Source organism: Flagellimonas sp. L-11, from assembly GCF_056857735.1.
In genome coordinates, this window is the sequence record NZ_JBSXNR010000059.1 from 118,831 (window position 1) to 144,448 (window position 25,618).

Below are 25,618 nucleotides of genomic sequence, written 5' to 3' on the forward strand. Positions count from 1 at the left end.
CACTCTAAAATTTTATGGATGATTTATAAAATCAGGATAATACTTGATGCTGAGGAAGATATCTTTCGCGATATCGAAATTGAAGACCAAAGTAATTTGGAGGATTTCCACAATGCCATAACCCAAGCTTTTGGTTTTGAAGGGAGTGAAATGGCCTCCTTTTACACCTGTGATGAAGAATGGAACCAAGATGAGGAAATTGCCCTCTTTGACATGAGCGAGAGCGGTTCCGATATCCGATTGATGAACGAAACATCCCTTGACGATGTTTTAACGGAGGACAATCCAAAAATGATCTATGTGTACGACTTTTTTAGCATGTGGACCTTTTTTGTGGAATTGGCCGATATTGTTGACAAAGAAGATGGCAAGGTATACCCGAACCTGCTGTTCACCTTTGGTGAACTGCCCGATGCCCCTCCAGAAAAGCAGTTTGAGGCAAAGCCCAGCGATGATGAAGGTGATTTTGACGATCTCCTAGATAGGTACGACGATATGGACTTTGACGAAAACTGGAATTAAAAGAACGCTTCACCTAAGTTTTAACCCTTAACACTTTACCTAAAAATGCTAAACCTATATTCCGCCCAGATCGAAAGCATTTCGCTTCACCGTGTAGGCAATAAAAGTAAAAACGAATCCGCTTTTTTGTCCGCAGAGCCTTTTTCGCTCAACGATGAAATGGCCGGTTTGCTAAAGGAATATTTCTTTAAGCCTTTCAGGGAAAAGGAGGAAAACTATTATAAGTTCAATCACGAAGTGGACTTGGAATTCAATGAGGTCTGTACAGCGGTCACGGAAATTTTCGAAACCCCGTCCGATACCCATAGGTTGTCCAAAAAAATAACCACACACCTATATGAACAATCCAACCATCCGCATATAAAAAGTGGGGAGGTTTATGTGGTCCATTTTTCCGATATGGTGATCGACAACCAAAAAACGGATGCCGTAGGTATTTTTAAAAGTGAATTGAAGCACGATTTCCTTCAATTTGAGGAAAAGGAACACAACTTGGAGATTTTGATTCGCCAAGGAATCAACATCAACAAACTGGACAAGGGCTGTATTGTGTTCAACGTGGGCAAGGAAGAAGGTTACAAAGTGCTATCGGTGGACAGCAATCGATATGACGCCAAATATTGGTTGGAGAACTTTTTGGGCGTTGCCCCATTAACGGATGAAAACTTTTATACCAAGAATTACCTTAAATTCTGTCAAAACTTTGCAAAAGATGTGGTTTTGCCTGCCGAGGACAAACAACAGGAGGTAATGTTCATGAACCGTGCTGTGAACCACTTTGCCAAAAACGACAATTTTGAGGAAACCTCATTTTTGAACGAGGTTATGGAAAATCCGGAGTTGATTCCCGAGTTTAAGCACTACAAGGTGGAAAAAGGGCCAAAATACAGCATTGAGGACGTTTCCAATTTTGATATTGCCAACAAGGCGGTGAGCGACGCCCGTAAGAAGATAAAGAACGTCATCAACTTAGATACCAACATTCAAATAAAGATGGATTTCATCAACCCGGAATCCGCGGAAAAATTTGTGGAAAAAGGTTGGGACGAGGAAAGGCAGATGTATTACTACCTTGTTTATTTCAACAAGGAACAGAAAAGTTAGAATTTCTTTTCTATAATCTGTTTCATACTTACATCCTCGTAGTTTCGCTTCACAAAATCCAGGGCGTGGATCAATACCTCTCCCATGGTGTTGCTATCCCTAAAGTTAATGTCCCCCGTTAGCTCCAACAATTGAGTTTTAAGCATTTCTATATTTTCTGGCGGGGCAATGGTGTCTTCTTTGCATACATCCAATAGTCGCTTAAGTCTTCTACCCCAGCTCAATATTCTTTTGGCAATGATGGAACGCTCCTCTACAATATACTGGTTTACGGAATCAATGGTCAATTTATCCTGGACCAAATCGACCATTGTTTTATTCTCCTTAAAAAATTGGGGGCGGTACACTTTTATTTTTCCTTCATAGCATTGTTGGTCAAAATCTATGGCCCTTATCTTATAGACCACACTATCAAAATCGTGGGTAGGAACTATAACATAATTATAGGAACGCATATCGCCCAGCAAACGGATCATGCATCGTTCATTGAATTTCACGAATTCCTTGGCAATCTGAGCTTTGTCGAATTCGGTGCACTTGGGCAGATTTTTCTTCATAAAAACATCCCCTGGTATACCAACAATGTGTTCTTCTATCAAGGTATTTTCGTAAATCACAAAATTGAGGTTGTACGGAGATAGCATGTGTTCAAGCTCCAAGCCATATACACGGGATGCATCTGTCTTTTTTACATAGAACAGGGTATAGTTATCGTTCAAAATGTTACGCACCTTTATCCTGAATGGCTTGGAGTTCCCAAAAGTGCAATAGTCCACATAATCCACATTTAAATAGGGGAAAATGGAATCGCTTCCATCCGAAACAAAACTGGAGTAGACACGCTTTAGGGCAAGGTCGATTTCATCGCGGTCAAACTCTGGATAGAACACCCTTACCCAAAGGGTATCTTCATCGTTGGCATCGTACACGGCAACACTTCCCGAAAAACGAAGCAGGTCATCGTAGTGGATGGGAATCTCTATTTTTCGATTGTAATATTTCAAATATTTATCCAAATCCTTGCTTATGGGATAGGCAGGTTTCTTTTTCGACATCAATTTTTCTTCCGACATTGTATTCGATTATTTTGTAACAAATTGCAATATACTTCGTCAAGTTAGTATAAACCATTCAAAAAACGATAGCATATCTTGGAAACAATACTGACCGTTAACCATCTTACCAAAAAATTTGGTTACCTCACAGCTGTCAAGGATCTTTCCTTTACCATAGAAAAAGGAAATGTGTATGGCATACTGGGACCCAATGGGAGTGGCAAGTCGACCACATTAGGAATTATTTTAAACGTGGTGAACCGCACTTCTGGAGATTTTGGCTGGTTCGATGGCACAATGTCCACACATGAAGCCCTTAAAAAAGTTGGTGCCATTATTGAGCGCCCCAACTTTTACCCGTACATGAACGCCATCCAAAATTTAAGGTTGGTCTGCAAAATCAAGGATGTACCAGAAACCAAGATTCAGGAAAAACTGGAGCTGGTAGGGTTATGGGACCGTCGCAACAGCAAGTTCAAAACCTATTCGCTGGGTATGAAACAGCGTATGGCCATCGCTTCTGCCCTGCTCAACGACCCAGAGATTCTTATTTTGGACGAGCCCACCAATGGTTTGGACCCGCAGGGGATTCACCAAATACGTGAGATCATCAAAAAAATTGCACGTCAAGGTACCACCATTTTATTGGCCTCCCACTTATTGGACGAGGTGGAAAAAGTGTGTTCCCACGTCATCATTCTCCGAAAAGGCGAAAGTTTGTACTCCGGCCCCGTAGATAGTATGCTGGCGAGCCACGGCTTTTTTGAACTAAGGTCCAACAATATTGACCAATTAAAGGAATTACTGGAAAAAAGTGCCAGTTTTGGAAAAATCGAAAACTTCAATGGAACCCTTACCGCTTATTTAAAGGAAGAAATGGATGCGGAAAGTTTAAACAAGATGCTATTCGATAAAGGGGTTGTACTGTCCCATCTTGTAAAACGGAAAGAGAGCCTCGAAGAACAATTTTTAACCTTGACCAAGAATCCATAATCAAAAAACGAATGTTACGTCTTTTACAAATAGAATTTATAAAACTTTGGAACAATAGGGCCAGTAAGGTGCTTATTATCTCCTATTTTGTGCTTTTGACATCCATTGCACTTATTGCCGCCATTAAGTTTGATATTGGCCCGGTCCAATTCCACTTGGCGGACCAAGGGATTTTCAACTTCCCGTATATTTGGCACTTCAATACCTTTGTCACGGCATTGTTCAAACTGTTTTTGGCCATTGTAATCGTCTCCATGATGTCCAATGAGTACAGCAACAAAACCATTAAACAAAACTTGATCGATGGCCTGTCGAAAAGGGAGTTTATCCTTTCCAAAGTACTCACGGTAATTTCCTTTGCCCTAATATCCACAATTTTTGTGTTCGTGGTCTCCATGATTCTTGGACTTGTATATTCAGACTACAACGAGGCCTCCATCATATTTTCGGATATGGAGTTTCTACCTGCATTCTTTTTTAAACTGGTGGGTTTTTTCTCATTCTGTCTTTTCTTGGGCATTTTGGTAAAGCGATCGGCCTTTGCCCTTGGCTTTCTCATTCTTTGGACCATTCTGGAACAAGTGGTATTTGGTTTGCTGGGCTGGAAAGTAATGAGTTGGGAAGCTGCAAAAGCGGTAAAACGGTTCTTCCCTTTGGAATCCATGTCCAACCTGATCAAAGAGCCTTTTACAAGGCTTTCAGCGGTACAGAACATAGGGCAACAGATCGGGGAGAACATGAAGTTCGACTACCATGTGTATTGGTACGAGTTCTTGATCGTTATGATCTGGACAGCTGTTTTCATCTATTTGTCCTACACACTGTTGAAGAAACGTGATTTGTAGTGCCATCGGATGATAATATTCAAGCATTGCTTCAATTTAGCATCTACCTTTAGTATTTTTATCGAATGAAATTTGAGGTAGTATCTGGCTTTAAGCCTACGGGCGATCAACCCGAAGCCATAAAACAGTTGGTTGAGGGCGTCGAGTCCAAAGCCCGGCACCAAACCTTGCTCGGGGTAACCGGATCGGGCAAAACGTTTACCGTGGCCAATGTGGTGGAATCCGTTCAGCGCCCAACCTTGGTTTTGGCGCACAACAAGACCTTGGCGGCACAATTGTACTCGGAATTCAAGCAATTTTTTCCCAACAATGCGGTGGAATACTTTGTTTCCTATTACGACTATTATCAGCCCGAAGCCTATATTCCAACGAGTGGACTTTACATTGAAAAAGACCTTTCCATAAACGAGGATATAGAAAAATTACGGTTGAGCACTACCTCTTCCCTCCTGTCAGGCAGACGGGATGTGCTCGTGGTAGCCTCTGTTTCCTGTCTGTACGGTATTGGTAACCCCGTAGAGTTCCAAAAGAACGTGATTACCATCCATCGGGACCAAGTAATATCGCGAACCAAGTTTTTAAAACAATTGGTTCAGAGCCTGTATGCCCGTACAACAGCAGATTTTAGAAACGGAAACTTTAGGGTGAAGGGAGATGTTGTTGATGTGTTTCCCGGCTATGCCGATCATGCTTTCCGGATTCACTTTTTTGGTGATGAAATTGAGGAGATTGAAGCATTGGATCCCCACAACAATAAAGTCATTGAAATTTACGAAACCTTGAACATCTATCCGGCAAACATGTTCGTCACCTCTCCCGATGTGCTTCAAAATGCGATAAAGGAAATTCAGGACGATCTTGTGAAGCAGATAGACTATTTTAAGGAAATTGGTCGTCCACTGGAAGCAAAACGCTTGGAGGAGCGCACCAATTTTGACTTGGAAATGATTCGTGAGCTGGGTTATTGCTCCGGAATCGAAAATTATTCAAGGTACTTGGATGGAAGAAAACCCGGCACCAGACCTTTCTGTTTGTTGGATTATTTCCCTGATGATTACCTTATGGTAATTGATGAAAGCCATGTAACCATACCCCAGGTACATGCCATGTACGGCGGGGACCGCTCCAGAAAAGAGAATTTGGTGGAATATGGTTTCCGTTTACCTGCGGCCATGGATAACCGTCCATTAAAGTTTGAAGAATTTGAAACGCTTCAGAACCAAGTGATTTACGTAAGTGCCACCCCGGCCGATTACGAACTGGAGCTGAGCGAAGGGGTCTATGTGGAACAGATTATCCGACCAACAGGTTTATTGGATCCCGTAATCGAGGTGCGCCCCAGTGAAAACCAAATTGATGACCTCGTGGAAGAAATTCAACAGCGGGTGGAACAGGACGAACGTACTTTGGTGACCACGCTTACCAAACGTATGGCGGAGGAACTTACCAAGTACCTGTCCAGAATTGATGTTAGGTGCCGTTACATCCATAGTGATGTGGATACCTTGGAACGGGTGGAAATTATGCAGGACTTGCGCAAAGGTTTGTTTGATGTTCTCATTGGGGTCAATCTTTTGCGCGAAGGTTTGGATTTGCCCGAAGTATCGCTTGTAGCCATACTGGATGCGGACAAAGAAGGTTTTTTGCGCAGCAACCGTTCATTGACGCAGACGGTGGGTCGTGCAGCTCGAAACCTCAACGGAAAGGCCATCATGTATGCAGACAAGATTACCGATAGCATGCAAAAAACCATTGATGAGACCAATTACCGTAGGGACAAACAGATTTCCTACAACAAGGAACACAACATAACCCCAACGGCATTGAAGAAAAATCTGGACAGTGCCCTGGCCAAAAATTCGGTTTCCACCTATCACTTCCAAAAGGAGGAGCTACGGGCAGCAGAACTAGACCTTGATTATATAACCGAAGACCAAAAAGAAAAATTGATCAGGGAGAAAAGAAAGGCTATGGAAAAAGCCGCCAAAGAACTCAACTTTATGGAAGCGGCCAAGCTTCGGGACGAAATCAAAATGCTTCAGGAGAAGGAATAAAAAACGCGCCCCCGCTAATGCAGGGGCGCGCCTCAAACTAACCAACTAATCCAACCATCATGAAACACCTATAGTTGGTGTTCTAATGTCTTATCCTATTTCAATCAATCGTTTTGGTTTTGGCAATGCCTCTTGTTTTTTGGGCAATGTCAATTTCAATATTCCATCTTCGTACTTGGCGTCGATTTTAGATCCATCTACAGTTTCAGGCAATGTAAAGGCTCTTTTAAAAGAAGTAAAGGAAAACTCTTTTCTTGTGTAGTTGTCTTTGTTTTCCTCGTTTTCAGTTTTCACTTCACTGGATATGGTCAACACATCATTGTCCACCTCAACGGTAAAATCATCTTTTTTCATGCCAGGAACGGCAAGTTCCAATTCAAAACCTTCGGTATTTTCCTTTATATTCACAGCGGGCACAGAAGTATTCCACTTTTCTGTTCCACCGAACCAATCAGGACCCATAAAATCGTTCATCAAGGATGGGAAAAACAGGTTGTTTCTTTTTACTATACTCATGGCGATTCAATTTTAGTTAAACATTTAAATCAGCTTGTATAAGTCAAAACCTATACCAATAGAAAAAACATGTCTATATGGCATGATTTAAATGAAATTGCATGTCATTTTGACATCAATTGTAATGTACCTTGAAGATATTGATAAGCACATCTGGCGGAACAATTTTGTTGGGATAGCGGTGCATCACCTCTAAAACCTGACTAATGGCTGTTGGAGGCAAACCCATTTTAAGCCCTACATTGTAAAGTGTATTGATTTCTTTTTTGTGCTGCTCCTGATCTATGTTCATGAGAAGAATAAGCCTATGGAATTGTACAATTCGCTCCGCTTGGGTTTTTAGGCGTACTTTTGGGGATTTTTCCTTTAACAGACCATCAAAAATATCTTTACTAACACCCAAACTTCGGGCTACTTGCAGCAAAAAACCATACTCCGACCGTTTCAAGGAATGATCTACCCTGGCAAAGGCAATCATCTCCGAAAGCATGCTCAATTTTTCCTTGTAGGTTCCCATATAGATGGTTTTGGTTTGCAATCTTTATTAGATAACTCCAAAACACCTCGTTTTAGTACATAAAAAAGCCCTGAAATTCAGGGCTTTTTCTAACTAACTCAAACAATTCCCGTTTTTAAGCGGTAATTCGTACTGGAAGTTCGTAAACCCTACCTGGGGCTACGTTGTCCAATTTCACCTTTTTGTAGTTCAAACGATTTTTCACGAAACCTTCTAAAATCTCATCTTTTGTTTCTACGGAAAGTACCACCAATTCACCCTTCTCGTTCACTATAAAGCGAACTTCGGCAGTCATTTCCCTATAATCTGCGTTGAATTGATTTTCTTTCAACATTTCGTAGATCTGGCTAGAAAGATTGTTTGCTTTCATTGGTTTTTTGTCTTCTGTTGCAAAAGCACTCATTGTGGCAAATAGTGCCAACGCTACCGATACAGTTTTTAATTTTCTCATGATCTTTGTTTTTTGATTAAAATTGATGATTATCGATTTGTCAATATTTGGACTTGATTAACGCCCCTTTTTAATGACACTTCAAAAATAAGACGATCAAAAAATAAAATCGTTACGGTTTAGTGGGATTTAACAAATGTTTAATGTCTCTCTACTTGGGCAAATACCGGCTTTTATCACGAGAAAAATTCCATCCCTTAAACCTTATTTTCGGAAACCGTTCAAAACGAAATAAGTACAAATATCAATGGTTGGGTCAGCGCTAAAAAGGACGGTTTTTCGGGTCAATAAAACAAAAAAGGGCAACGTTAAGATAACGTTGCCCTTTAACATTTTTTAGGATTCTGAGGGTCTAGCTCAAAACCTCTTCCACTTTATCCGCAGCTTCCTTAAACTGTACGGCAGAATGTACTGCCAAACCGGAGTTGTCAATGATTTCTTTGGCCAATTCGGCATTTGTTCCCTGAAGCCTAACAATAATCGGTACCTGTATGGCATCTCCCATGTTTTTATAAGCATCTACAACGCCCTGCGCCACACGGTCGCAACGAACTATACCTCCAAAAATATTGATAAGGATTGCTTTTACATTGGGATCCTTTAGGATAATACGGAATGCCTCCTCAACCCTTTTGGCGTCTGCAGTACCACCTACATCCAAGAAGTTTGCCGGTTCCCCTCCTGCCATTTTGATCAAGTCCATGGTAGCCATTGCCAATCCGGCGCCGTTTACCATACAACCTACGTTACCATCCAAATCAACATAGTTCAAGCCGACTTCACGCGCTTCAACCTCGATCGGGTTTTCTTCGCGAAGGTCACGCATTTCAGCATAAGCCTTTCTTCTGTAAAGCGCATTGTCATCAATGGATACTTTGGCGTCTACAGCCATGATTTTATCGTCCGAAGTCTTCAATACCGGATTTATCTCAAAAAGACTGGCATCGCTTTCCTCATAAGCCTTGTACAGGGACATTACAAATTTCACCATCTCCTTGAAAGCTGTACCGGACAATCCTAAATTAAAGGCTATCCTTCTAGCTTGGAAAGGCAAAAGCCCCATTCCGGGATCAATTTCTTCGGTAAAGATCAAATGAGGGGTCTTTTCTGCCACCTCTTCTATGTCCATACCTCCTTCGGTAGAATACATGATCATGTTTCTTCCGGTTCCCCTGTTCAACAGAACGGACATGTAAAACTCGCTGGTTTCACTGTCTCCCGGGTAGTACACATCTTCGGCCACCAATACCTGATGTACTTTTTTACCTTCGGCAGATGTTTGTGGGGTAACAAGGTTCATCCCAATAATGTTACCTGCCAGTTCTTCCACTTCTTTCAAGTTTTTGGCCAATTTTACGCCACCGCCCTTACCACGGCCACCGGCATGCACTTGTGCTTTTATTACGTGCCATCCGGTCCCGGTTTCCTCTGTAAGTTGTTTTGCAGCGTCTACCGCTTCTTTGGCGTTGTGGGCAACAATTCCTCGTTGGATTCTAACTCCAAAACTGGCTAAAATCTCTTTTCCTTGATATTCGTGAAGATTCATCTGTGAATTTACTTTTGTTTGCAGACAAAAATAGAAAACACCGCTGACAAATTGAAGATGTTAAATGATTAATTCGTAATTGACAGAATAAATAACCACTTTCTGCTTTGGAAAGCTTACAACTTGAAATCTTGAAAGTCCAAAGGGTCGAAATTTTTGAAATGTCCGTTCATTTCGATGACTTCCTTGGTTCGGTTTACCTCGTTTAAAATATTTGTGGTGGCTTCTAAATGCTTTTTTATAAAATTCAAACGATCAGTTTCCTTCCTCAAGAGCAACAATTCATATTCCTGTTCAAAGGAAAGCCCCATTTTGTGCGCCAATGAATAGCTGTTGAACTGTTTGGGGGTTGTTTTCGTGAACGGGACATCCATGATATCGTATAGGGCCTCCACTTTTTGAAGCACTTCTTCCCTTAAACTTTCATCGGCATCGTTTTCCATTTCCAAGAATTCAACTTCTCCTCCAGCATACAACTTGCCTTCCATCTGTTTTTCAAAGCTCAATACTTTAAATACTTGGCGTGCCACACAAACCACGTCCATTTCTCCAGATTCGTAGGTATTCACCACTTCCACCAATTGTACCTCGGTCCCGTATGAAATTGCATTGTTAATAAAAACCGGGACACCAAAGGTCAAAGCTTCCTTTCTGCAATCGGAGATCAACTGTTTGTAACGGTCTTCAAAAATATGCAGCGGTACGGTTTCGCCTGGATAAAATACGGATTGTAATGGAAAAAAGGGTAGCTTCATTTTCACAATTTATTTAAAAATACATATCAAAACCTAAAACCACAACTTCAAGAGACCCCACTGTTGTTTCAAATAAAACAACTTGTTATATTTTGATAAAAATGTTTTATTTCTTGCGTGTATAAGTAACAACATATAGTTTTGTTTAAAATTCCGTTTTACATGAATTCTAAGGACTTACTTCAGCTTACCGAGCAGTTTGGCGCACCTCTTTATGTTTATGATGCCGATAAGATCACCTCACAATATAAAAAGCTCACCAATGCCTTTAAAGGGGTACCCAATCTTAAATTGAACTATGCGGCCAAAGCTTTGTCCAATCTTAGTATCTTAAGATTGTTGAACAGCTTGGGGAGCGGTTTGGATACGGTATCCATCCAAGAAGTTAAACTAGGGCTTTTGGCGGGCTTCAAGCCGGAATCCATCATTTTTACCCCCAACGGCGTTTCCTTGGAAGAGATTGAGGAAGCTGCTGCCCTTGGCATTCAAGTTAACATAGACAATCTCTCCATTTTGGAACAATTTGGAAGCAAGCATCCCGATATCCCCGTTTGTATTCGGATTAACCCTCATGTAATGGCGGGAGGCAATTCCAAAATATCCGTTGGACATATCGATTCAAAATTCGGGATCAGCATTCACCAAATACCACATTTGTTGCGTATTGTGGAGTTGACCAATATGAACATCAACGGAATCCACATGCACACCGGTAGCGATATTTTGGATATTGATGTGTTTCTTTATGCGTCCGAAATTCTTTTTGAAACCGCAAAAAACTTCAAGGATCTAGAGTTTATAGATTTCGGTAGCGGGTTTAAGGTACCTTACAAAGAGGGCGATATCCAGACCAATGTAGATGAATTGGGCAAAAAACTCACCACAAGATTCAACGAATTCTGTAAGGAATACGGCAAAGAACTTACCCTCGCCTTTGAGCCCGGTAAATTTTTAGTGAGCGAAGCGGGTCACTTTTTGGCAAAGGTCAATGTAGTGAAACAAACCACTTCCACGGTTTTTGCAAGTGTGGACTCGGGCTTCAATCACCTTATCAGACCTATGTTGTATGGTTCCAACCATCAAATCATCAATATATCCAATCCAAAAGGCAAGGAACGCTATTACTCCGTTGTTGGGTACATCTGCGAAACGGACACATTTGGAAGCAACCGTAGAATCAACGAAATATCCGAAGGTGACATATTGTGCTTTCAAAATGCCGGTGCCTATTGCTTTACCATGGCCAGCAACTATAATTCCAGATACAGACCGGCCGAAGTGCTTTGGTACCAAGGAAAAGCCCATTTAATAAGAAAAAGGGAAACCTTTGATGACATCCTGCACAACCAGGTAGATGTAAAAGGGCTTTTCGAATCACCTAAGAAACAGACCGTAAAATAACGGCAAAGCCCTATCAGACTGTTAAAACGAATACTTTTTTGGCACAATTTTCGTTAGTTTTGTATTGATATGACGACAATTACGTCAAAAACCAAGACTATGCGCTCAATTTACACCCAAATCAGCTTACTTTTTATAGTGTTTATAGGCTTTAACGCCCAAGCTCAAGATATTCAATGGATTTCTTGGGAGGAAGCCGTACAACTTTCCAAAACAGATGCCCAACCCAAAAAAATCTTTGTGGACGTCTATACAGATTGGTGCGGATGGTGCAAAAAGATGGATAAAAACACGTTCCAGCATCCCGAGGTATCCAAATACATGCAGAAGAATTTCTACATGGTAAAGATGGATGCTGAGGGCAAGGATCCTATTGAGTACCAAGGCAAGACATTCAAGTTTGTTCCTTCCGGAAGAAGAGGTTACCATGAATTGGCCGCTGCACTATTGCAGGGCAAGATGAGCTACCCTACCGTAGTTTTCTTGGACGAAAAATTGAATATGCTTTCCCCTGTTCCTGGATATCAGCAGGTAGAGCCTTTTATGCAGATTGCCAAGTACTTCGGCGACAATATTTACAAGGATAAGGATTGGCAAACCTACGCAGGGAAGTAAATTCTCCCCTGCGGGCTTAACTTTATTTTATAATTTACCTACTATAATTCGGGCTTTCTTTGGTAATGGTCACATTGTGCGGGTGACTTTCGTGGATACCGCTTGATGTAATCTTTACAAAACGGGCATTGTTTTTTAAAGTTTCAATATCGCCTGCTCCACAATAGCCCATACCTGCTCTTAGACCTCCAATAAATTGGTGCATGCTTTCCTCCAGTTCACCTTTGTACGGCACTCGGCCAACGATGCCCTCGGGGACCAATTTCTTGATATCGTCCTCAACATCTTGGAAATAGCGGTCCTTACTACCTTTTTTCATAGCCTCCACAGAGCCCATTCCACGGTACGATTTAAATTTACGCCCTTCGTAAATAATGGTTTCTCCCGGAGATTCTTTGGTACCGGCCAACAAAGAGCCCAACATCACTGTATCGGCTCCGGCTGCCAATGCCTTGGGAATATCTCCTGTATAGCGGATACCACCATCGGCAATTACGGGAATTCCTGTTCCCTTTAATGCGGCAGAAACCTCCAAAACTGCGGAAAACTGTGGAAAACCAACACCTGCCACAACACGAGTGGTGCAAATGGAGCCTGGTCCAATTCCCACTTTAACGGCATCGGCACCTGCCTCAACCAAATATTTGGCAGCTTCGGCGGTTGCAATGTTGCCTACCACCACTTCCAATTCTGGAAAAGACTTCTTCACTTCTTTTAAAATACTCACCACACCTTTGGTGTGACCGTGGGCCGTATCAATAATTATGGCATCCACACCTGCCTTTACCAATGCCCCGGCTCTATCAACAGCGTCTGCCGTCACCCCTATGGCAGCAGCTACGCGCAAACGTCCGTATTGATCTTTATTGGCAATGGGTTTTTGGGAAAGTTTGGTGATATCCCTAAAAGTAATCAAACCGATAAGTTCCTCCTTATCGTTGATCACTGGTAGTTTTTCAATTTTATTTTCCTGTAGGATTACCTCAGCTTGTTGCAACGAAGTACCTTCCGCCACTGTAACCAAATTTTCGGAAGTCATTACATCGGCTATGGGCCTATCATCATTTTTCTCAAAACGGAGATCGCGGTTGGTTACAATACCAATAAGCCTTTTATTGTCATCCACAATCGGGATTCCACCAATACTATGCTCTTTCATGCTGGCCTTGGCATCACGTACCACAGATTCCAAAGGAAGGGTAACGGGATCCATGATCATTCCGCTTTCTGCACGCTTTACCTTTCTAACCTTGATCGCCTGTTGCTCAATCGTCATGTTCTTGTGAAGAACACCAATGCCACCCTCCCTTGCCATGGCAATTGCCATACGCGATTCGGTTACCGTATCCATGGCCGCGGAAACAATGGGCACATTTATGGTAATGTTCTTGGTAAATTTTGATTGAATGTTTACTTCTCTGGGAAGTACTTCGGAGTATGCCGGCACAAGAAGAACGTCGTCATAAGTAAGTCCTTCTCCAACAATTTTGTTTTGGTGAGCTTCCATTGCAATTACGGATTAATTGCGTGCAAATATACCACTAATTTATTTGATTACCTCGTTGTGCCGATATTACATTTTCCCACTTATTCGGAAATTCATTTCAATTATTTAGAATGATTCTATATAATTATTATCTTTATGACTCAATTCTTTTTTATGTGCAACTATTTAAATGTAATGAACCGATCCAAAAATGGGGTGCTTACTTTTTGCAACCGCAGCAAATTATTCCAATTGATATATAACAATCTCTGTTTTGAACTCTACGAGTGGGAACTGGAAGCTTTGAAGGAGTACATAGAGCAACTGGATATACCTTATTGGGAGAACCACCTGAAAAATTGGGGCCACCAACGTAAAATACCTATTTCAGTGGGGAAAAAGCACTTCATTATTTTGGTGAACAAAGAAGAAGTAAGTGAAATATTGAGCCTGCTTCGTTTCGAAAAACAAAAGGTGAAGCTTTTAACGCATGATGAAATTGACTATCAATTTATAGAGAACTAACTTATCGTACCTGCAGTAATCTGTTGGGAAAAATACATTGCCTCAGTACCTGGCCTGCCGGCCCCTCATAGGTAATCGTCATTAAATTCCGGAAAGCACCACTACATACCCAAACCGGACCTCCCAGCAAAAAAAATAGATGAAATGGAAAGTACATGGGTATGAATTACGGTAAGCATTTCACCTTCCCCTTTTTTAAACTTCATCACTTCTGCTCCTTCACTATCTTCCTTGCCCAAGTAATTTTCCCAGATTCCAGTGGGAGTGGCCGATGCTGCTCCTTGAACAAAAAGTCATCCTGTAAAATATCCTATCGGTAGGACAATTATAAAAACTGCGATAAAAAGCCCAAGCTCTTTGGGAAAGGTAGTCAGCAAACCATTCGCCATTGCTTCTCATATTTGGGCAGTTCTTATAGTTTAAATTGCAAGGTGGTATAAACGGTTCTGGGTTCAGCAGGAATGATTCCCGGCCCAGGATATCCTGTAGCCCTACGTGTAAAATATGAATTATCCAGTACATTGTTTATTCCTGCCTCCAATTTGAATCTTTTATAGGTATAGGACAGGGACAGGTCCAAGATGTCGTAAGCCGGTATTGTACCCTCGATCCCCCTTTGGTTATCGTTCACATCTTGGGGCGCATTGGTGGCATCTGTGTATTGTTCTGACAAATAGGTGTATTGCAAGCTCCCCAAAAGGTTGCCATAACCAAAACTCACCCCGGTCTTTAGATTGATCTTGGGTATGAATTCCACTTGGTTGCCCTCTACATTATTTTCATCGGAAGAAAGATATTCTGAATCTGTAAGGGCCAAATTAACAAAGTAGTTCAGTCTTAGTTTGTCGTTTCCCCTAAAGAAAAGTTCTTTTAGATTAACATCTGCAAAACTCTCGAGACCATACATAAAGGCAGTCCCTATATTTCCCCTAAACCGAACTATTCTGCCGGTCTCCACTAGTTCCCCTTGTGCATTTACCCTGGTTTCGTTCCGAAGGACCTCTCCCAACCGATCATCATACAACAAGCCAAAGACGCTTAGGTCATAATTTAAATACTCACCTATATGCCCCCTAGTTCCCAGATCAGCAGTGAACCCATCTTCATCAGAAATATTTTCATCTACCTGAAAGGAGGGGTTTACCACCCGAATATCATTGAAGGTCACTGATCTGTAGTTTTGTGAGAAGTTGGCGTAAAGTTCGGATTCCGTGCCCAGGTTGTATGTGGCGCCCAGGCCCAACAATACAAAATTCCGCTCAAAGGTCCTGTTATCGGGAACCTCTTCATTGAGAAGGGGGTTTCCTGCCAAGTCCAGAACAATATTTCTATAACTTCCCTTCCCTTCCGTTTTTATGTACTCAAAGCGAAAACCGGGGGTTATGGAGAACTTATCTGAAATTGTGAAAATATTCTCGCCAAATACCGCCAGATTTAGATTGGGAAACTCAAATTGGGACTGTCTCTCGTAATTGGGAAACTCATCATCGGCAAAAGCAAACTCCGGAGCATCGGATGTACTTCCCGGCCCCTGCCTTTGATCGTTGGATGATTGATAGTATTTGGCCCCGAGCAAAAGCACCTGGTTTCTTTCAGCTATTTGGTAACGGGTCAGCAACCGGCCTTCTCCCCCCCAGTTTTGAAAATTGTCCTGCAACAACTCCCTGGGCTCATTGGGGTCATCTGGTTGTGAAACACGATTGGTCCTAAATCCCAACGCGTTCCTGGTGGCATCCAGGGTGAAAAGATTTAGGCTAAAATCTGTTTTTGCTGAAAGCTGATGGTCCAACCGCAAAGAAAAAAGCTTCCAATCCACATTGAACCAGTTTCTATTTCTATTGCTGAATGATGGGTCTTCCAAGAATTGTGCATCGGTCAACCCGCCCGGTTGCTTGGCCAGATAGTTAAAAAATGTGGTCTCCAGGGTCAACTTGGTCCTCTCGGAAATTTGATACCCAAAGTGGCCGTGAAAATTTCTACTATTAAAGTTGGTGTTGGGGCGAAACCCATTTCCTTGCTTGTAATTAAAATACGTGTAGTAGCTAAAGTCACCTATAGTTCCACTTAGGCTGTTGAAACTAGTGAACAGGTCGTACGAGCCCACTGTTTGTCTTGATACCAGTTCTAACTTTTTAAATGGGTTGGGCTTCTTGAACTTAAAGTTGACCAACCCCCCAAACTGAGGACCATACTGCAATGAGGCCGCTCCCCTGACCACCTGGATTTCACTCAGGGCTTCGGCCGGAGGAGTATAATAGCTTTCGGGATATCCCAAAGCGTCTGCACTGATGTCATAACCATTCTGCCTAACATTGAAATTTGCGGTTCTGTTGGGATCCAATCCCCTACCTCCAATGTTCAACTGCAGGCCGGCATCCCCATTTTCATAAATATTCAGTCCAACTACCTGCCCGTAGATTTGGCGGGGATTGTTGGCGGCAAGGTTTCCAGTCAGGTTTTCAATCAGGACCACTTCACTCTTTTTGCCTGAATAAATGGCCGTTCCCTCAACTTTATCAAGTTTCTGAAGTCCAAAAACTTTCTCTCTTTGTTCGGTCAGCACTACCTCCGACAGTTGCTCCCCCAAAGGTTGTAATGTAAGAAGTAGGAAAGTGTCCTTTTTTATCTCCAAGGACTGCTCGTAGACATGCATGCCAAAGGCAAAGGCAACCAGTTTGTACGTTCCGGTAGGGACATTGTGAAATTGAAAATCACCATTTTCAGAGGTCGTGGCCAGCCTTTGCAATTGGATTATGTACACTTCTGCCCCTGCCACGGGGCGGTTTTCGGCATCTGTCACATTACCTGAAAGATCAACCTGTCCCCAGGCCAATATTGAAAATAGTAAAAGAAAAGCGGTGCTTCTAAATTCCTTTGATCTCATCCTTAAATGGTAATATCCACGTTTTGTGTTTAAATGAATCTTTTTCCTGTGCCAAATCCACTTTGGGGTCTATAAAGGGCTGGCTAAGCCGCCCGTTCAGTGCTACATAGCTTTCTACATAAACACCTATATTTTGATGTCCGTCCTTCTCAAAGTGCTGTTTAAGGTAATGGGCATATTCCAAAATAAAGTCTGGCTGAAAAGCCATTTGTTTTTCTTGAAAAGGGGTTAAAAAGTCCTTGTTGTCCACATAGAACCATTTTTTGGTCACCTTGTCCACAATTTTAAACTGGGCATAACCGGATTTTTCCATTAACATGACCCGCCAAGAAAACCGATAGCCTTCCTCGGTCCAAAACAATTCTCCGGGATACCATTGGTATCGCCATGGAAAAAGTAGCTGTATTGCAAAAAACAGGGCAACCAGGCCATATTTTAGTTTTCCAAAGGCCCCTTCTTTGTAGGGCGACACCTTTCCATTGTCAAATTGACTTTTTGCAACTCCCACTATTTTTGAAATGTAGGCCAGGATCCTGTGGTGCAGTTTGGCATCAAAAAAAATGAGAGCGGACAAGATCATGATGTAGGGAAACATGCCTATTGGAAACAAAACACGGGTCAGCACATGAAAAAATACCACTAAAAAGAAGCCCAAATAACGGGTCTTGTTCCATAGGAGCAGAAATGGTATGGTCAAATCGTATAGGGCACCTCCCCAGCTAAGGGTATAGTGCACCCATTCCTTTGTCATTAAATCTCCGATCAAGGGTATGTAGAACTTGGAGGGCAACCAAATTTTCAAGGGCATGGCCTTTATCAACCAATCCGAGTTGAGTTTTGCCAATCCTGCGTAGCAATACACAATCCCCAACAGAAGTTTTATACCATCAATGGTCCACTTTGGGACATATTGGAAAGCTTTGATATGGCCCCTTTTTGCATCTACCGAGAAATAAGCGTTGGCCGGGAGAAAAATCATTAAAAAGGACAGTATACTGATAAAGTAGTAATGGTTTAAGTAGGTGGTCTTGTCCATTAGCTCTATGTATGTAAAGGACAAAAAGAAAAGACCAATGGAAAGCCGGTATTTATATCCCAGGGCAATGCCAATTGCGGAAATGGCACATAGGATAAAAACAAGGTACGTTGGCGTTCCCAAGGGCTTTACCCATTCAAAACCGTAGTACGAAAAATGAAATTTGGGCTCTAAATACAATTTCTCTATCCAACCATTGGCCCAAAACCGAATAATGCTCCAGAGCATCATCAGTCCAAAAAAAATCCGAAAGACCGCCAAAGGGGCGGCCTCTACATTCCTATGCAGGTATTTATCCAGGTTCGGTGCCATCTAGTCACCATCGGCATCAACAAAATCAATACTAATGCTCATTGCCGATACCATATCCACTTTAAAAAAAGGTACTACCCGTTGCACTTCATCATAAGCAAGCAACATATTGGTAGGGGGAGAATTATTTTCAATTTCGTTCCTAAAGCTATCCAAGTCCATAACCATGCTACGGGCAAGATCCATTTGGTCATTGACCAGTTGTGACAAGTCCTCCCCATTTTTCAGTGTATTCAACTCATTTAAATAAGAGGCCAAGCTCTCTCCTGTGGTGTTGGACCCAAAATGTTTTCCGTTGAAAAAATCCTGAACGGCACCCAGTCCTGCCAAGAACATGGCTTTGCTCAGGTCTGGGCTGTAAAAAACCTCTAGGGTATTGGGCGCCGGGGTTCCGGAAAACACACCTAAGGGAATTCCCATTTTGCCGGCCCTAAGAAACTTCTCGTAATAAAAAATATAATCATTCACATAACGATCCACTGAAGCTGTGGCGGAAGAGCCATCGTTCTCCACAAAGGTATTGCGATAGCTACCTTCCCATTCCCCGACCACACTATCCGTGAGCGAGGTCATATCGGCCAACAATGCTGCTATGTAATCCATGGTGTTATCGGCTTCCGTACCGCTTGTCCATCTAATCACCAAACCTGCGTCCGTATCCTCCAGACCGTTCAATAGGTAATCCAAGGCCGCAAATCCCTTTGCATCCCTATTGGCAGGCAAGGATAGGTCGTAGCTGCCCGTAGAAATAAACGAGTTTATTAAATCGGTGTCCGTGGGATATGTGTTCATATTCAAACGGTATCCGATGGTTTCTGCAGGCCCTGTCTCAAACATGGATACGCTCTGCCAAGCCAGATAAGCCTCCACCCATGCTTCTCTAAATAAAACAAGGTTATCCATATTTTTATTGGAGGAAAATGTTTCGAAAGCGGTTTTTAAGTCTGAGAGCTCGGATTGGAAAGCTCTGTATGATGGAACAATGATATTATCCGCCCAATTGACCAACATGGCCCTTCTGTCAAAGGAAACGGGCAATTCTTCGTTGCTCCCCGCCCCTGGATCATCCGAACTATCTGAAGAACAGCCCCAAATGACCAACGCGACCACAAAAACAAAATACCATTTTCTTTTCATCTAAATGTATTATTATTTATTCCAATTAAACAATATCCAAAGGTAGTAAAAGAGGTGGGATCCAACCAGGCTCCACCTTATTTCACCCAAATCTCAAACTATATTCAGTTTGCCGCCTGTTCCACCGTAAAGCTGAATCTTTCGGCTATGCCTGTTGAAATGGCATCCAAGGTTTCCGGGGTCACATCCCACAATCCGTTGTCCCCATCATCCATTAAATCGGCCAGAAAAGCATCAACTTCCGCTTTGGTAAAGTAAGGGTCGGTTGAATTGGGCTTACGGGTAAACTGTAGGCTGTACACAAAACCATACCCTTCTGACAAATCATGGAACGCACCGCCATAATCTGGCGTTGTTTGATTTATTGCATTTTTTCCTTGCTGCATATAATAAACAGCCCTAATCCCGATTATCCGTGAAATTAGTTCGCGTAAGATTTCGGCCTGTTCATCCCTTACGGTGTAATCTTTGGCCACAATGGCAGCACGGCCCAATTTAAAGGCTTGATAGATATCGTCATTGATCCCCACAAAATCACTATCCCCTTCAACTCGACCAATATACTTGTTCAAAAAGCTGTCGTCTTCCCCGATCGTGGACCTTGGGTCTGCCAAGTCCTGCGCGGTTCCAAAGGCATATCCATAAGCTTCGTCCCAATCGTGCTCCATGGCCGTATAGTTCTTTCCTTCGGCCAAAACACCTTCATCATTGTCCGTTCTTTGGGTACCGCCATCTATAAAGTCTGAACTGATATAATTGTTCAAAATCTGATCGACCATCAATGCTCCAATCAATGATTTGCTAAAGACCTGGTTCATTTCCAATCCTTTGCCCGTAACATACCTGGTCGAAGAACCATCGGCAATTTGGCCGGCGGTTCCGGCTGCTGCGGCAGTATTCCAATTAGGGAACACTTCATCCACTTGAGTTTGTATCCAGTTTTCAAAATCGGCCCTGACGAGTGCTTGATCGGTGGCATTGGTGGAAAAGAAATCGAAAGACGCTGCGGTTTTGCCCCTAAGATTTTTGTCTGAAGCGTTCAAATCCGCATCAGCAAAGTCACTGGCACCTTCTTCATGGGCAAACATGGCCTTTAGGGCATCGGCAGTTGCGGTATCATCCTTTAGTTTACCTATAATTTCTTCGGCCATCAAAATTCGTGTCGTCTGACCTCCAAAACTCACTGAACTCTCTCCATTTCTTTCAAAAACATAGGTGGTTGGATTATCGATGGTAATTATTGAATCTACATCCTCGGAATCATCGTTGGAACATGAAGTGATCAAGGCAATAGGCAAACTCAATAAAAAAATTCTCCTTAGTAACATTTTGGCTGTTTATTTAGATTAAATTCAAATAATATACCCGGCAAATATATTGTCCAAAAAACATTGCTCCAAATTTAATTAGACTTAATTTAAATGGATTTTGTTTTAACATTTGGATTAAGCATTGTTCCATAAAAGCTAATGGTATACGGAAAAAAGCTCAGTTGCCTTATTGAATGCTGCTTCAAAAACCATCCCATTTACTCCGGTATCGGCTTTGTTCGTAGTAAAATAGGAAAGCATTTTTTCGGTCGGCATGTTGCCTGTAAGCTCGTCCTTGGCCATGGGACACCCGCCAAATCCCTGTACGGCACCATCAAAACGTCTGCAACCTGCTCTATAGGCAGCATCCACTTTTTCATACCATTTACTGGGGGTGGTATGCAAATGGGCGCCGAACTCAATCTCGGGATATTTTGGAATCAGGTTGGAGAACAGATAATCAATCACCTCTGGAGTAGAACTTCCGATGGTATCCGACAATGAGAGGATTTTGGTTCCCATCTCGGCCAGTTTCTCTGTCCACTCCCCTACAATCTCCACATTCCAAGGGTCTCCGTACGGATTACCGAATCCCATGGAAATATAGGTCACAACTTCTTTATCGTGAGCATTGGCCAATTCCAAGATTCCCTTCAGCGTTTCCACCGATTGGGCAATGGTCTTGTGCGTGTTCCGCATCTGAAAGTTTTCCGAAATGGAAAAAGGGAACCCCAAATAATCAATCGCATCGTGTTTGCAAGCGTCTTCCGCCCCACGAACATTGGCCACAATGGCCAAAAGCTTGCTTTGCGTTCGTGATAAATCCAACCGTGCCAACACCTCTGCGGTATCCTGCATTTGAGGGATGGCCTTTGGCGACACAAAACTTCCAAAGTCGATGGTGTCGAAACCACAGCCCAACAAGGATTGGATATACTTCACCTTCTCATCTGTAGGGATAAAGGTCTTTATACCCTGCATGGCGTCCCGTGGACATTCTATGAGTTTTACTTTTGGCATAGGCTTCCGTAAAAATAGCACTTATTTATCCGATAGAAATAGATAAATGGCAATCCCCACAAAAACAACGATCTGCACCCATTTTAAATATAGTCCAGCCTTGTTATGCCTTGTGAGGTATTTGGAAATTTTACCCGCAAGTACTGCAATTGCGCCAAAAACAATGAGGGCAGAAAGCATAAAAAGCAGCCCTAAAATGTAGAATTGAATTACGGTATTGAGTTCTTCACTAAACAATAACCCTGGGAAAAAGGCCAAAAAGAAGATGGTCACCTTGGGGTTGAGCACATTCATTGTAAAACCTGTCCAAAAGAGCTTTACGGGTGTTTTGGTCGGTTTATTTTCCTTATCCAGAAGTATGGATGCATCACTACGGTAAACTTGATAAGCCAAGTACAAAAGATACAAGGCACCAAAAAGCTTGATGGCAAAAAATAACGCATCGCTCCGTTTGATGATTTCCGAAACCCCAAAAGCAAGCAAGGTTGTATGCACCAAACAGCCAGAGACCAATCCAAAAACCGTGGCCAATCCCGATTTTGTTCCGTTGCTGATGCTTTGGGTAAGTACAAAAATATTATCCGGGCCCGGTGAAATGGCCAAAGCGAGCGATGACACCAAAAACCCGATCAGTATGGGGTAATTGACGGTTTCCAGAAATAAAAACAAACTGTGCATATAACCTTAGTCCATTTTTTCCAAAATGGCCTTGTTTATTTTCTTGATAAGTCCGGGGCCTTCGTAAATAAAACCGGTATAGAGTTGCACCAAATCGGCGCCCGCCTCCAATTTTTCCAATGCATCTTCTGGTGAATGTATACCACCCACTCCAATAATCGGGAATGCCTTTCTGCTGTTTTCAGATAAAAAACGAATCACCTCGGTACTCCGTTTGGTCAAGGGTTTTCCACTAAGGCCGCCCTTTTCTTCGGATAAGATCAAATGCGACTTCAATCCTTTTCTTTCTATGGTGGTATTCGTAGCGATTACACCATCAATTTGGGTATCCGCAACAATCGCTATGATGTCCAACAGTTGATCATCGGTCAAATCCGGTGCGATCTTTAGTAAAATTGGTTTCTCTTTCTGTTTTGAACCTTTCGCCAGTTTACTGTTATGGCTTTTGAGTTTTTTCAACAATTTGGTCAAAGGTTCCTTATCCTGAAGCTCCCGAAGCCCCGGGGTATTGGGAGAACTCACGTTTACCACAAAATAGTCCACATGCTCGAACAATGCTTCGAAGCAAATTAAGTAATCCTTAATGGCATCTTTGTTTGGCGTTACCTTGTTCTTCCCAATATTTCCCCCAACTATAACGCGGTGCGGCTTCCTTAACTGTTCCACAGCCTCAAAAACACCTTTGTTGTTAAATCCCATTCGATTGATGATCGCATTATCCTCGCGTAGGCGAAACAACCGCTTTTTTGGATTGCCGGGCTGGGGCTTTGGGGTTACCGTGCCTATTTCTACAAAACCAAAACCAAAATCGGAGAACTCGTTGTAAAGACTGGCATTTTTATCAAAACCAGCCGCAAGACCCACAGGGTTTTTAAACCTCACTCCAAAAACCTCGCGCTCCAGCTTTGGGTCATTCAAAGTGAAGGACCTCCTAAATAGACGGCTTAAACCCAGTTTTGAAAAAAACTTAATGGCCCAAAAGGAAAAGTGGTGCACGGTTTCTGCATCAAACAAAAAAAGTACCGGGCGAATAAGGATTTTATACATTCAAAATGGATTTTGGACAAAAATAAAAACTCTTAAAACAGTTCTTAACAATTCGGTCAATTTTCGTCAACGGACCTATTAATGTGGATAGGACGCAAGCTTAGTTGACCACATAATTTTAAATACCTTTCATATTGGGTATTATTGAAGCTCCTCAGTAATCTTTTATCAATCATTCCCACGTTTTGTTTCATGCTGTCCAGTATGGTAGCATATTGCTTGGAAACGGTAATCAATACCTCGGGAGGGCTTTCCTTGTTCTTTTTCATCAGATATGTTGCCTTATCCTTTAAAAAATCGTTCCGGATTTTTAATTCGGCACTCCAATTCCTCAAGTTCTCTTGTTGCTCTTCTGTCAACTCAAAAACCTTGGTTATGGTTTCGTTGTCCCGTCCGCCCACACCCAATATACAATCCATTTGGGCAAACCCGCAAAACCAAAAAATCAAAAAAAGAAATAATACTACCGCTTTCAATTGAGGTTGCTGTTAATGGTTATGGAAAGATACTTATTAATGCCTTTGATTTGCAAAATTACGTTTGAATAAGCATTATTTTTGAACAAATTAAACACTGACCATGGAAAAATTATTACCACGATTTTTGGAATATGTAACCACGGATACGCAAAGCGACCCCTATTCCAAAACCACACCCAGTACGGAAAAGCAATGGGACTTGGCCAAAAAATTGGTATTGGAACTGCATCAGATTGGTATGCAAGAAGTCTCCATTGATGAGAACGCCTACATTATGGCTACGTTGCCCAGCAATTTGGAAAAAAAAGTGCCCACCATTGGTTTTGTTTCCCATTTTGATACTTCCCCTGATTTTTCGGGCAGAAATGTAAAGCCCCAGATTATTGAGAATTATGATGGAAAGGATATTGTGCTTAACAAGTTGAAAAACATTGTATTGTCTCCCGATTATTTTGAAGACCTAAAAGCCTACGAGGGTCAAACGTTGATTACTACGGATGGCACCACTTTGTTGGGTGCAGATGACAAGGCGGGGATCGCGGAAATCATTACTGCTATGGAATACTTGATCAATCACCCCGAGATTAAACACGGTAAAATTCGGATTGCCTTTACTCCAGACGAGGAAATTGGTCGCGGTGCACACAAATTTGATGTAAAAAAATTCGGGGCGGAATGGGCCTACACCGTGGACGGTAGCCAAGTGGGCGAACTGGAATATGAAAACTTCAACGCGGCCAAGGCCAAAATCACCGTAACGGGAAAAAGTGTGCACCCGGGATATGCCAAAAACAAAATGGTCAACGCCATTGGAATTGCCAACGATTTTTTAAGCCACCTACCTCCTAGCGAGGCTCCCGAACACACCACGGGTAGGGAAGGTTTTTTTCATGTGCACAACATAAAGGGCGAAATTGAAAAAGCGGAGATAGAACTCATTATTCGAGACCACGATGCGGTCCATTTTGAGGCAAGGAAAGATTTATTGAACGACATCAAGGAAAAACTCAACAACAAATACGGGGAGTACGTCAACCTGACGATTGAAGACCAATACAAAAACATGCGGGAAAAGGTAGAACCCATGTTCCATATTGTGGAGATTGCCGAAGAAGCGATGAAATCCCTCCAAATCGAGCCCATAATAAAACCCATTCGAGGGGGAACTGATGGTTCCCAATTGAGCTTTATGGGCTTGCCCTGCCCCAATATTTTTGCCGGGGGACACAATTTTCATGGTAAATACGAGTATGTTCCTTTGGAAAGTATGGAGAAAGCGGTGAAGGTAATCGTGAAAATTTGCGAACTTACTGCTATTCAAATCAGATAG

25 protein-coding genes are annotated in these 25,618 nt (G+C 42.3%); 9 read left to right on the top strand and 16 right to left on the bottom strand.

Going from position 1 to position 25,618, the window contains the following annotated elements; genetic code table 11:
- Positions 1-18 precede the first annotated feature (18 nt).
- Positions 19-522, top strand: a complete 504-nt coding sequence (locus AC13CC_RS10040; RefSeq protein WP_482877586.1) for an IS1096 element passenger TnpR family protein — start codon at positions 19-21, stop codon at positions 520-522.
- Between the two features lie 45 nt (positions 523-567).
- Positions 568-1,626 carry a nucleoid-associated protein gene (locus AC13CC_RS10045; protein WP_482877588.1) on the top strand — a complete coding sequence of 353 codons (1,059 nt, stop codon included), beginning with the start codon at positions 568-570 and terminating at the stop codon, positions 1,624-1,626.
- Here the strand turns inward: AC13CC_RS10045 and AC13CC_RS10050 are convergent.
- On the bottom strand, positions 1,623-2,699 hold the full coding sequence (locus AC13CC_RS10050) for a hypothetical protein (RefSeq protein ID WP_326277847.1): 1,077 nt from the start codon (positions 2,697-2,699) through the stop codon (positions 1,623-1,625). The genes AC13CC_RS10045 and AC13CC_RS10050 overlap by 4 nt on opposite strands.
- A 78-nt stretch (positions 2,700-2,777) precedes the next feature.
- On the opposite strand from AC13CC_RS10050, the gene AC13CC_RS10055 reads away from it, so the two are divergent.
- From AC13CC_RS10055 to uvrB, 3 genes are all read left to right on the top strand, one after another.
- Positions 2,778-3,674, top strand: coding sequence for an ABC transporter ATP-binding protein (locus AC13CC_RS10055; protein ID WP_482877590.1), 897 nt, complete (start codon positions 2,778-2,780; stop codon positions 3,672-3,674).
- An 11-nt stretch (positions 3,675-3,685) separates the two neighbouring features.
- Positions 3,686-4,519 (top strand): ABC transporter permease, encoded by an 834-nt coding sequence (locus AC13CC_RS10060; protein ID WP_326277851.1) that lies wholly within the window; start codon positions 3,686-3,688, stop codon positions 4,517-4,519.
- A 65-nt stretch (positions 4,520-4,584) separates the two neighbouring features.
- The gene (gene uvrB, locus AC13CC_RS10065; RefSeq protein ID WP_326277853.1) at positions 4,585-6,573 is read left to right on the top strand and encodes an excinuclease ABC subunit UvrB; all 1,989 of its coding nucleotides are present in this window, start codon (positions 4,585-4,587) and stop codon (positions 6,571-6,573) included.
- Between the two features lie 90 nt (positions 6,574-6,663).
- Here the strand turns inward: uvrB and AC13CC_RS10070 are convergent, their stop codons facing one another.
- The 5 genes from AC13CC_RS10070 to AC13CC_RS10090 all read right to left on the bottom strand — a co-directional run bounded on the left by AC13CC_RS10070 (position 6,664) and on the right by AC13CC_RS10090 (position 10,358).
- Positions 6,664-7,089 carry an Hsp20/alpha crystallin family protein gene (locus tag AC13CC_RS10070; RefSeq protein WP_326277855.1) on the bottom strand — a complete coding sequence of 142 codons (426 nt, stop codon included), beginning with the start codon at positions 7,087-7,089 and terminating at the stop codon, positions 6,664-6,666.
- A gap of 115 nt (positions 7,090-7,204) precedes the next feature.
- On the bottom strand, positions 7,205-7,606 hold the full coding sequence (locus AC13CC_RS10075) for a TerB family tellurite resistance protein (protein WP_482877592.1): 402 nt from the start codon (positions 7,604-7,606) through the stop codon (positions 7,205-7,207).
- A gap of 115 nt (positions 7,607-7,721) precedes the next feature.
- A complete protein-coding gene (locus tag AC13CC_RS10080; protein ID WP_326277859.1) occupies positions 7,722-8,057 on the bottom strand; it encodes a hypothetical protein in 336 nt (111 codons plus the stop codon).
- A 352-nt stretch (positions 8,058-8,409) separates the two neighbouring features.
- Positions 8,410-9,603, bottom strand: coding sequence for an ADP-forming succinate--CoA ligase subunit beta (gene sucC, locus AC13CC_RS10085; RefSeq protein ID WP_326277861.1), 1,194 nt, complete (start codon positions 9,601-9,603; stop codon positions 8,410-8,412).
- A gap of 116 nt (positions 9,604-9,719) precedes the next feature.
- Entirely contained in the window at positions 9,720-10,358 is a 639-nt protein-coding gene (locus AC13CC_RS10090; RefSeq protein WP_326277863.1) for an LON peptidase substrate-binding domain-containing protein, read from the bottom strand.
- Positions 10,359-10,520: 162 nt separating this feature from the next.
- Between AC13CC_RS10090 and lysA the strand changes: the two genes are divergently transcribed.
- A complete protein-coding gene (lysA, locus tag AC13CC_RS10095) occupies positions 10,521-11,759 on the top strand; it encodes a diaminopimelate decarboxylase (RefSeq protein WP_293168346.1) in 1,239 nt (412 codons plus the stop codon).
- Between the two features lie 99 nt (positions 11,760-11,858).
- Entirely contained in the window at positions 11,859-12,374 is a 516-nt protein-coding gene (locus AC13CC_RS10100; protein ID WP_482877593.1) for a thioredoxin family protein, read from the top strand.
- A gap of 34 nt (positions 12,375-12,408) precedes the next feature.
- Here the strand turns inward: AC13CC_RS10100 and guaB are convergent, their stop codons facing one another.
- Positions 12,409-13,881 carry an IMP dehydrogenase gene (gene guaB / locus AC13CC_RS10105; protein WP_014031696.1) on the bottom strand — a complete coding sequence of 491 codons (1,473 nt, stop codon included), beginning with the start codon at positions 13,879-13,881 and terminating at the stop codon, positions 12,409-12,411.
- A gap of 153 nt (positions 13,882-14,034) precedes the next feature.
- Here guaB and AC13CC_RS10110 point away from each other — a divergent pair, with 153 nt between their 5' ends.
- The gene (locus AC13CC_RS10110; RefSeq protein WP_326277869.1) at positions 14,035-14,385 is read left to right on the top strand and encodes a DUF6686 family protein; all 351 of its coding nucleotides are present in this window, start codon (positions 14,035-14,037) and stop codon (positions 14,383-14,385) included.
- Between the two features lie 101 nt (positions 14,386-14,486).
- On the opposite strand, the gene AC13CC_RS10115 is transcribed toward AC13CC_RS10110, so the two are convergent.
- From AC13CC_RS10115 to AC13CC_RS10155, 9 genes are all read right to left on the bottom strand, one after another.
- The gene (locus AC13CC_RS10115) at positions 14,487-14,624 is read right to left on the bottom strand and encodes a hypothetical protein (protein ID WP_482877595.1); all 138 of its coding nucleotides are present in this window, start codon (positions 14,622-14,624) and stop codon (positions 14,487-14,489) included.
- Between the two features lie 173 nt (positions 14,625-14,797).
- Positions 14,798-17,269 (bottom strand): TonB-dependent receptor domain-containing protein, encoded by a 2,472-nt coding sequence (locus tag AC13CC_RS10120; protein WP_482877597.1) that lies wholly within the window; start codon positions 17,267-17,269, stop codon positions 14,798-14,800.
- Complete coding sequence (locus AC13CC_RS10125; protein WP_326277873.1) at positions 17,250-18,617, bottom strand: HTTM domain-containing protein; 1,368 nt, start codon at positions 18,615-18,617, stop codon at positions 17,250-17,252. Before AC13CC_RS10125 ends, AC13CC_RS10120 begins: the two co-directional genes overlap by 20 nt.
- On the bottom strand, positions 18,618-19,754 hold the full coding sequence (locus AC13CC_RS10130; protein WP_326277875.1) for an imelysin family protein: 1,137 nt from the start codon (positions 19,752-19,754) through the stop codon (positions 18,618-18,620). It lies immediately after the preceding gene.
- A 104-nt stretch (positions 19,755-19,858) separates the two neighbouring features.
- A complete protein-coding gene (locus AC13CC_RS10135; RefSeq protein WP_326277877.1) occupies positions 19,859-21,082 on the bottom strand; it encodes a DUF4856 domain-containing protein in 1,224 nt (407 codons plus the stop codon).
- A gap of 138 nt (positions 21,083-21,220) precedes the next feature.
- Positions 21,221-22,084, bottom strand: a complete 864-nt coding sequence (locus tag AC13CC_RS10140; RefSeq protein WP_326277879.1) for a hydroxymethylglutaryl-CoA lyase — start codon at positions 22,082-22,084, stop codon at positions 21,221-21,223.
- 21 nt (positions 22,085-22,105) lie between these two features.
- On the bottom strand, positions 22,106-22,762 hold the full coding sequence (locus tag AC13CC_RS10145; RefSeq protein ID WP_482877599.1) for a LysE family translocator: 657 nt from the start codon (positions 22,760-22,762) through the stop codon (positions 22,106-22,108).
- A gap of 6 nt (positions 22,763-22,768) precedes the next feature.
- Positions 22,769-23,809, bottom strand: a complete 1,041-nt coding sequence (locus AC13CC_RS10150; protein WP_482877600.1) for a quinone-dependent dihydroorotate dehydrogenase — start codon at positions 23,807-23,809, stop codon at positions 22,769-22,771.
- 56 nt (positions 23,810-23,865) lie between these two features.
- On the bottom strand, positions 23,866-24,285 hold the full coding sequence (locus AC13CC_RS10155; RefSeq protein ID WP_326277885.1) for a hypothetical protein: 420 nt from the start codon (positions 24,283-24,285) through the stop codon (positions 23,866-23,868).
- A 103-nt stretch (positions 24,286-24,388) separates the two neighbouring features.
- Here AC13CC_RS10155 and pepT point away from each other — a divergent pair, with 103 nt between their 5' ends.
- The gene (gene pepT, locus AC13CC_RS10160) at positions 24,389-25,618 is read left to right on the top strand and encodes a peptidase T (RefSeq protein WP_482877603.1); all 1,230 of its coding nucleotides are present in this window, start codon (positions 24,389-24,391) and stop codon (positions 25,616-25,618) included.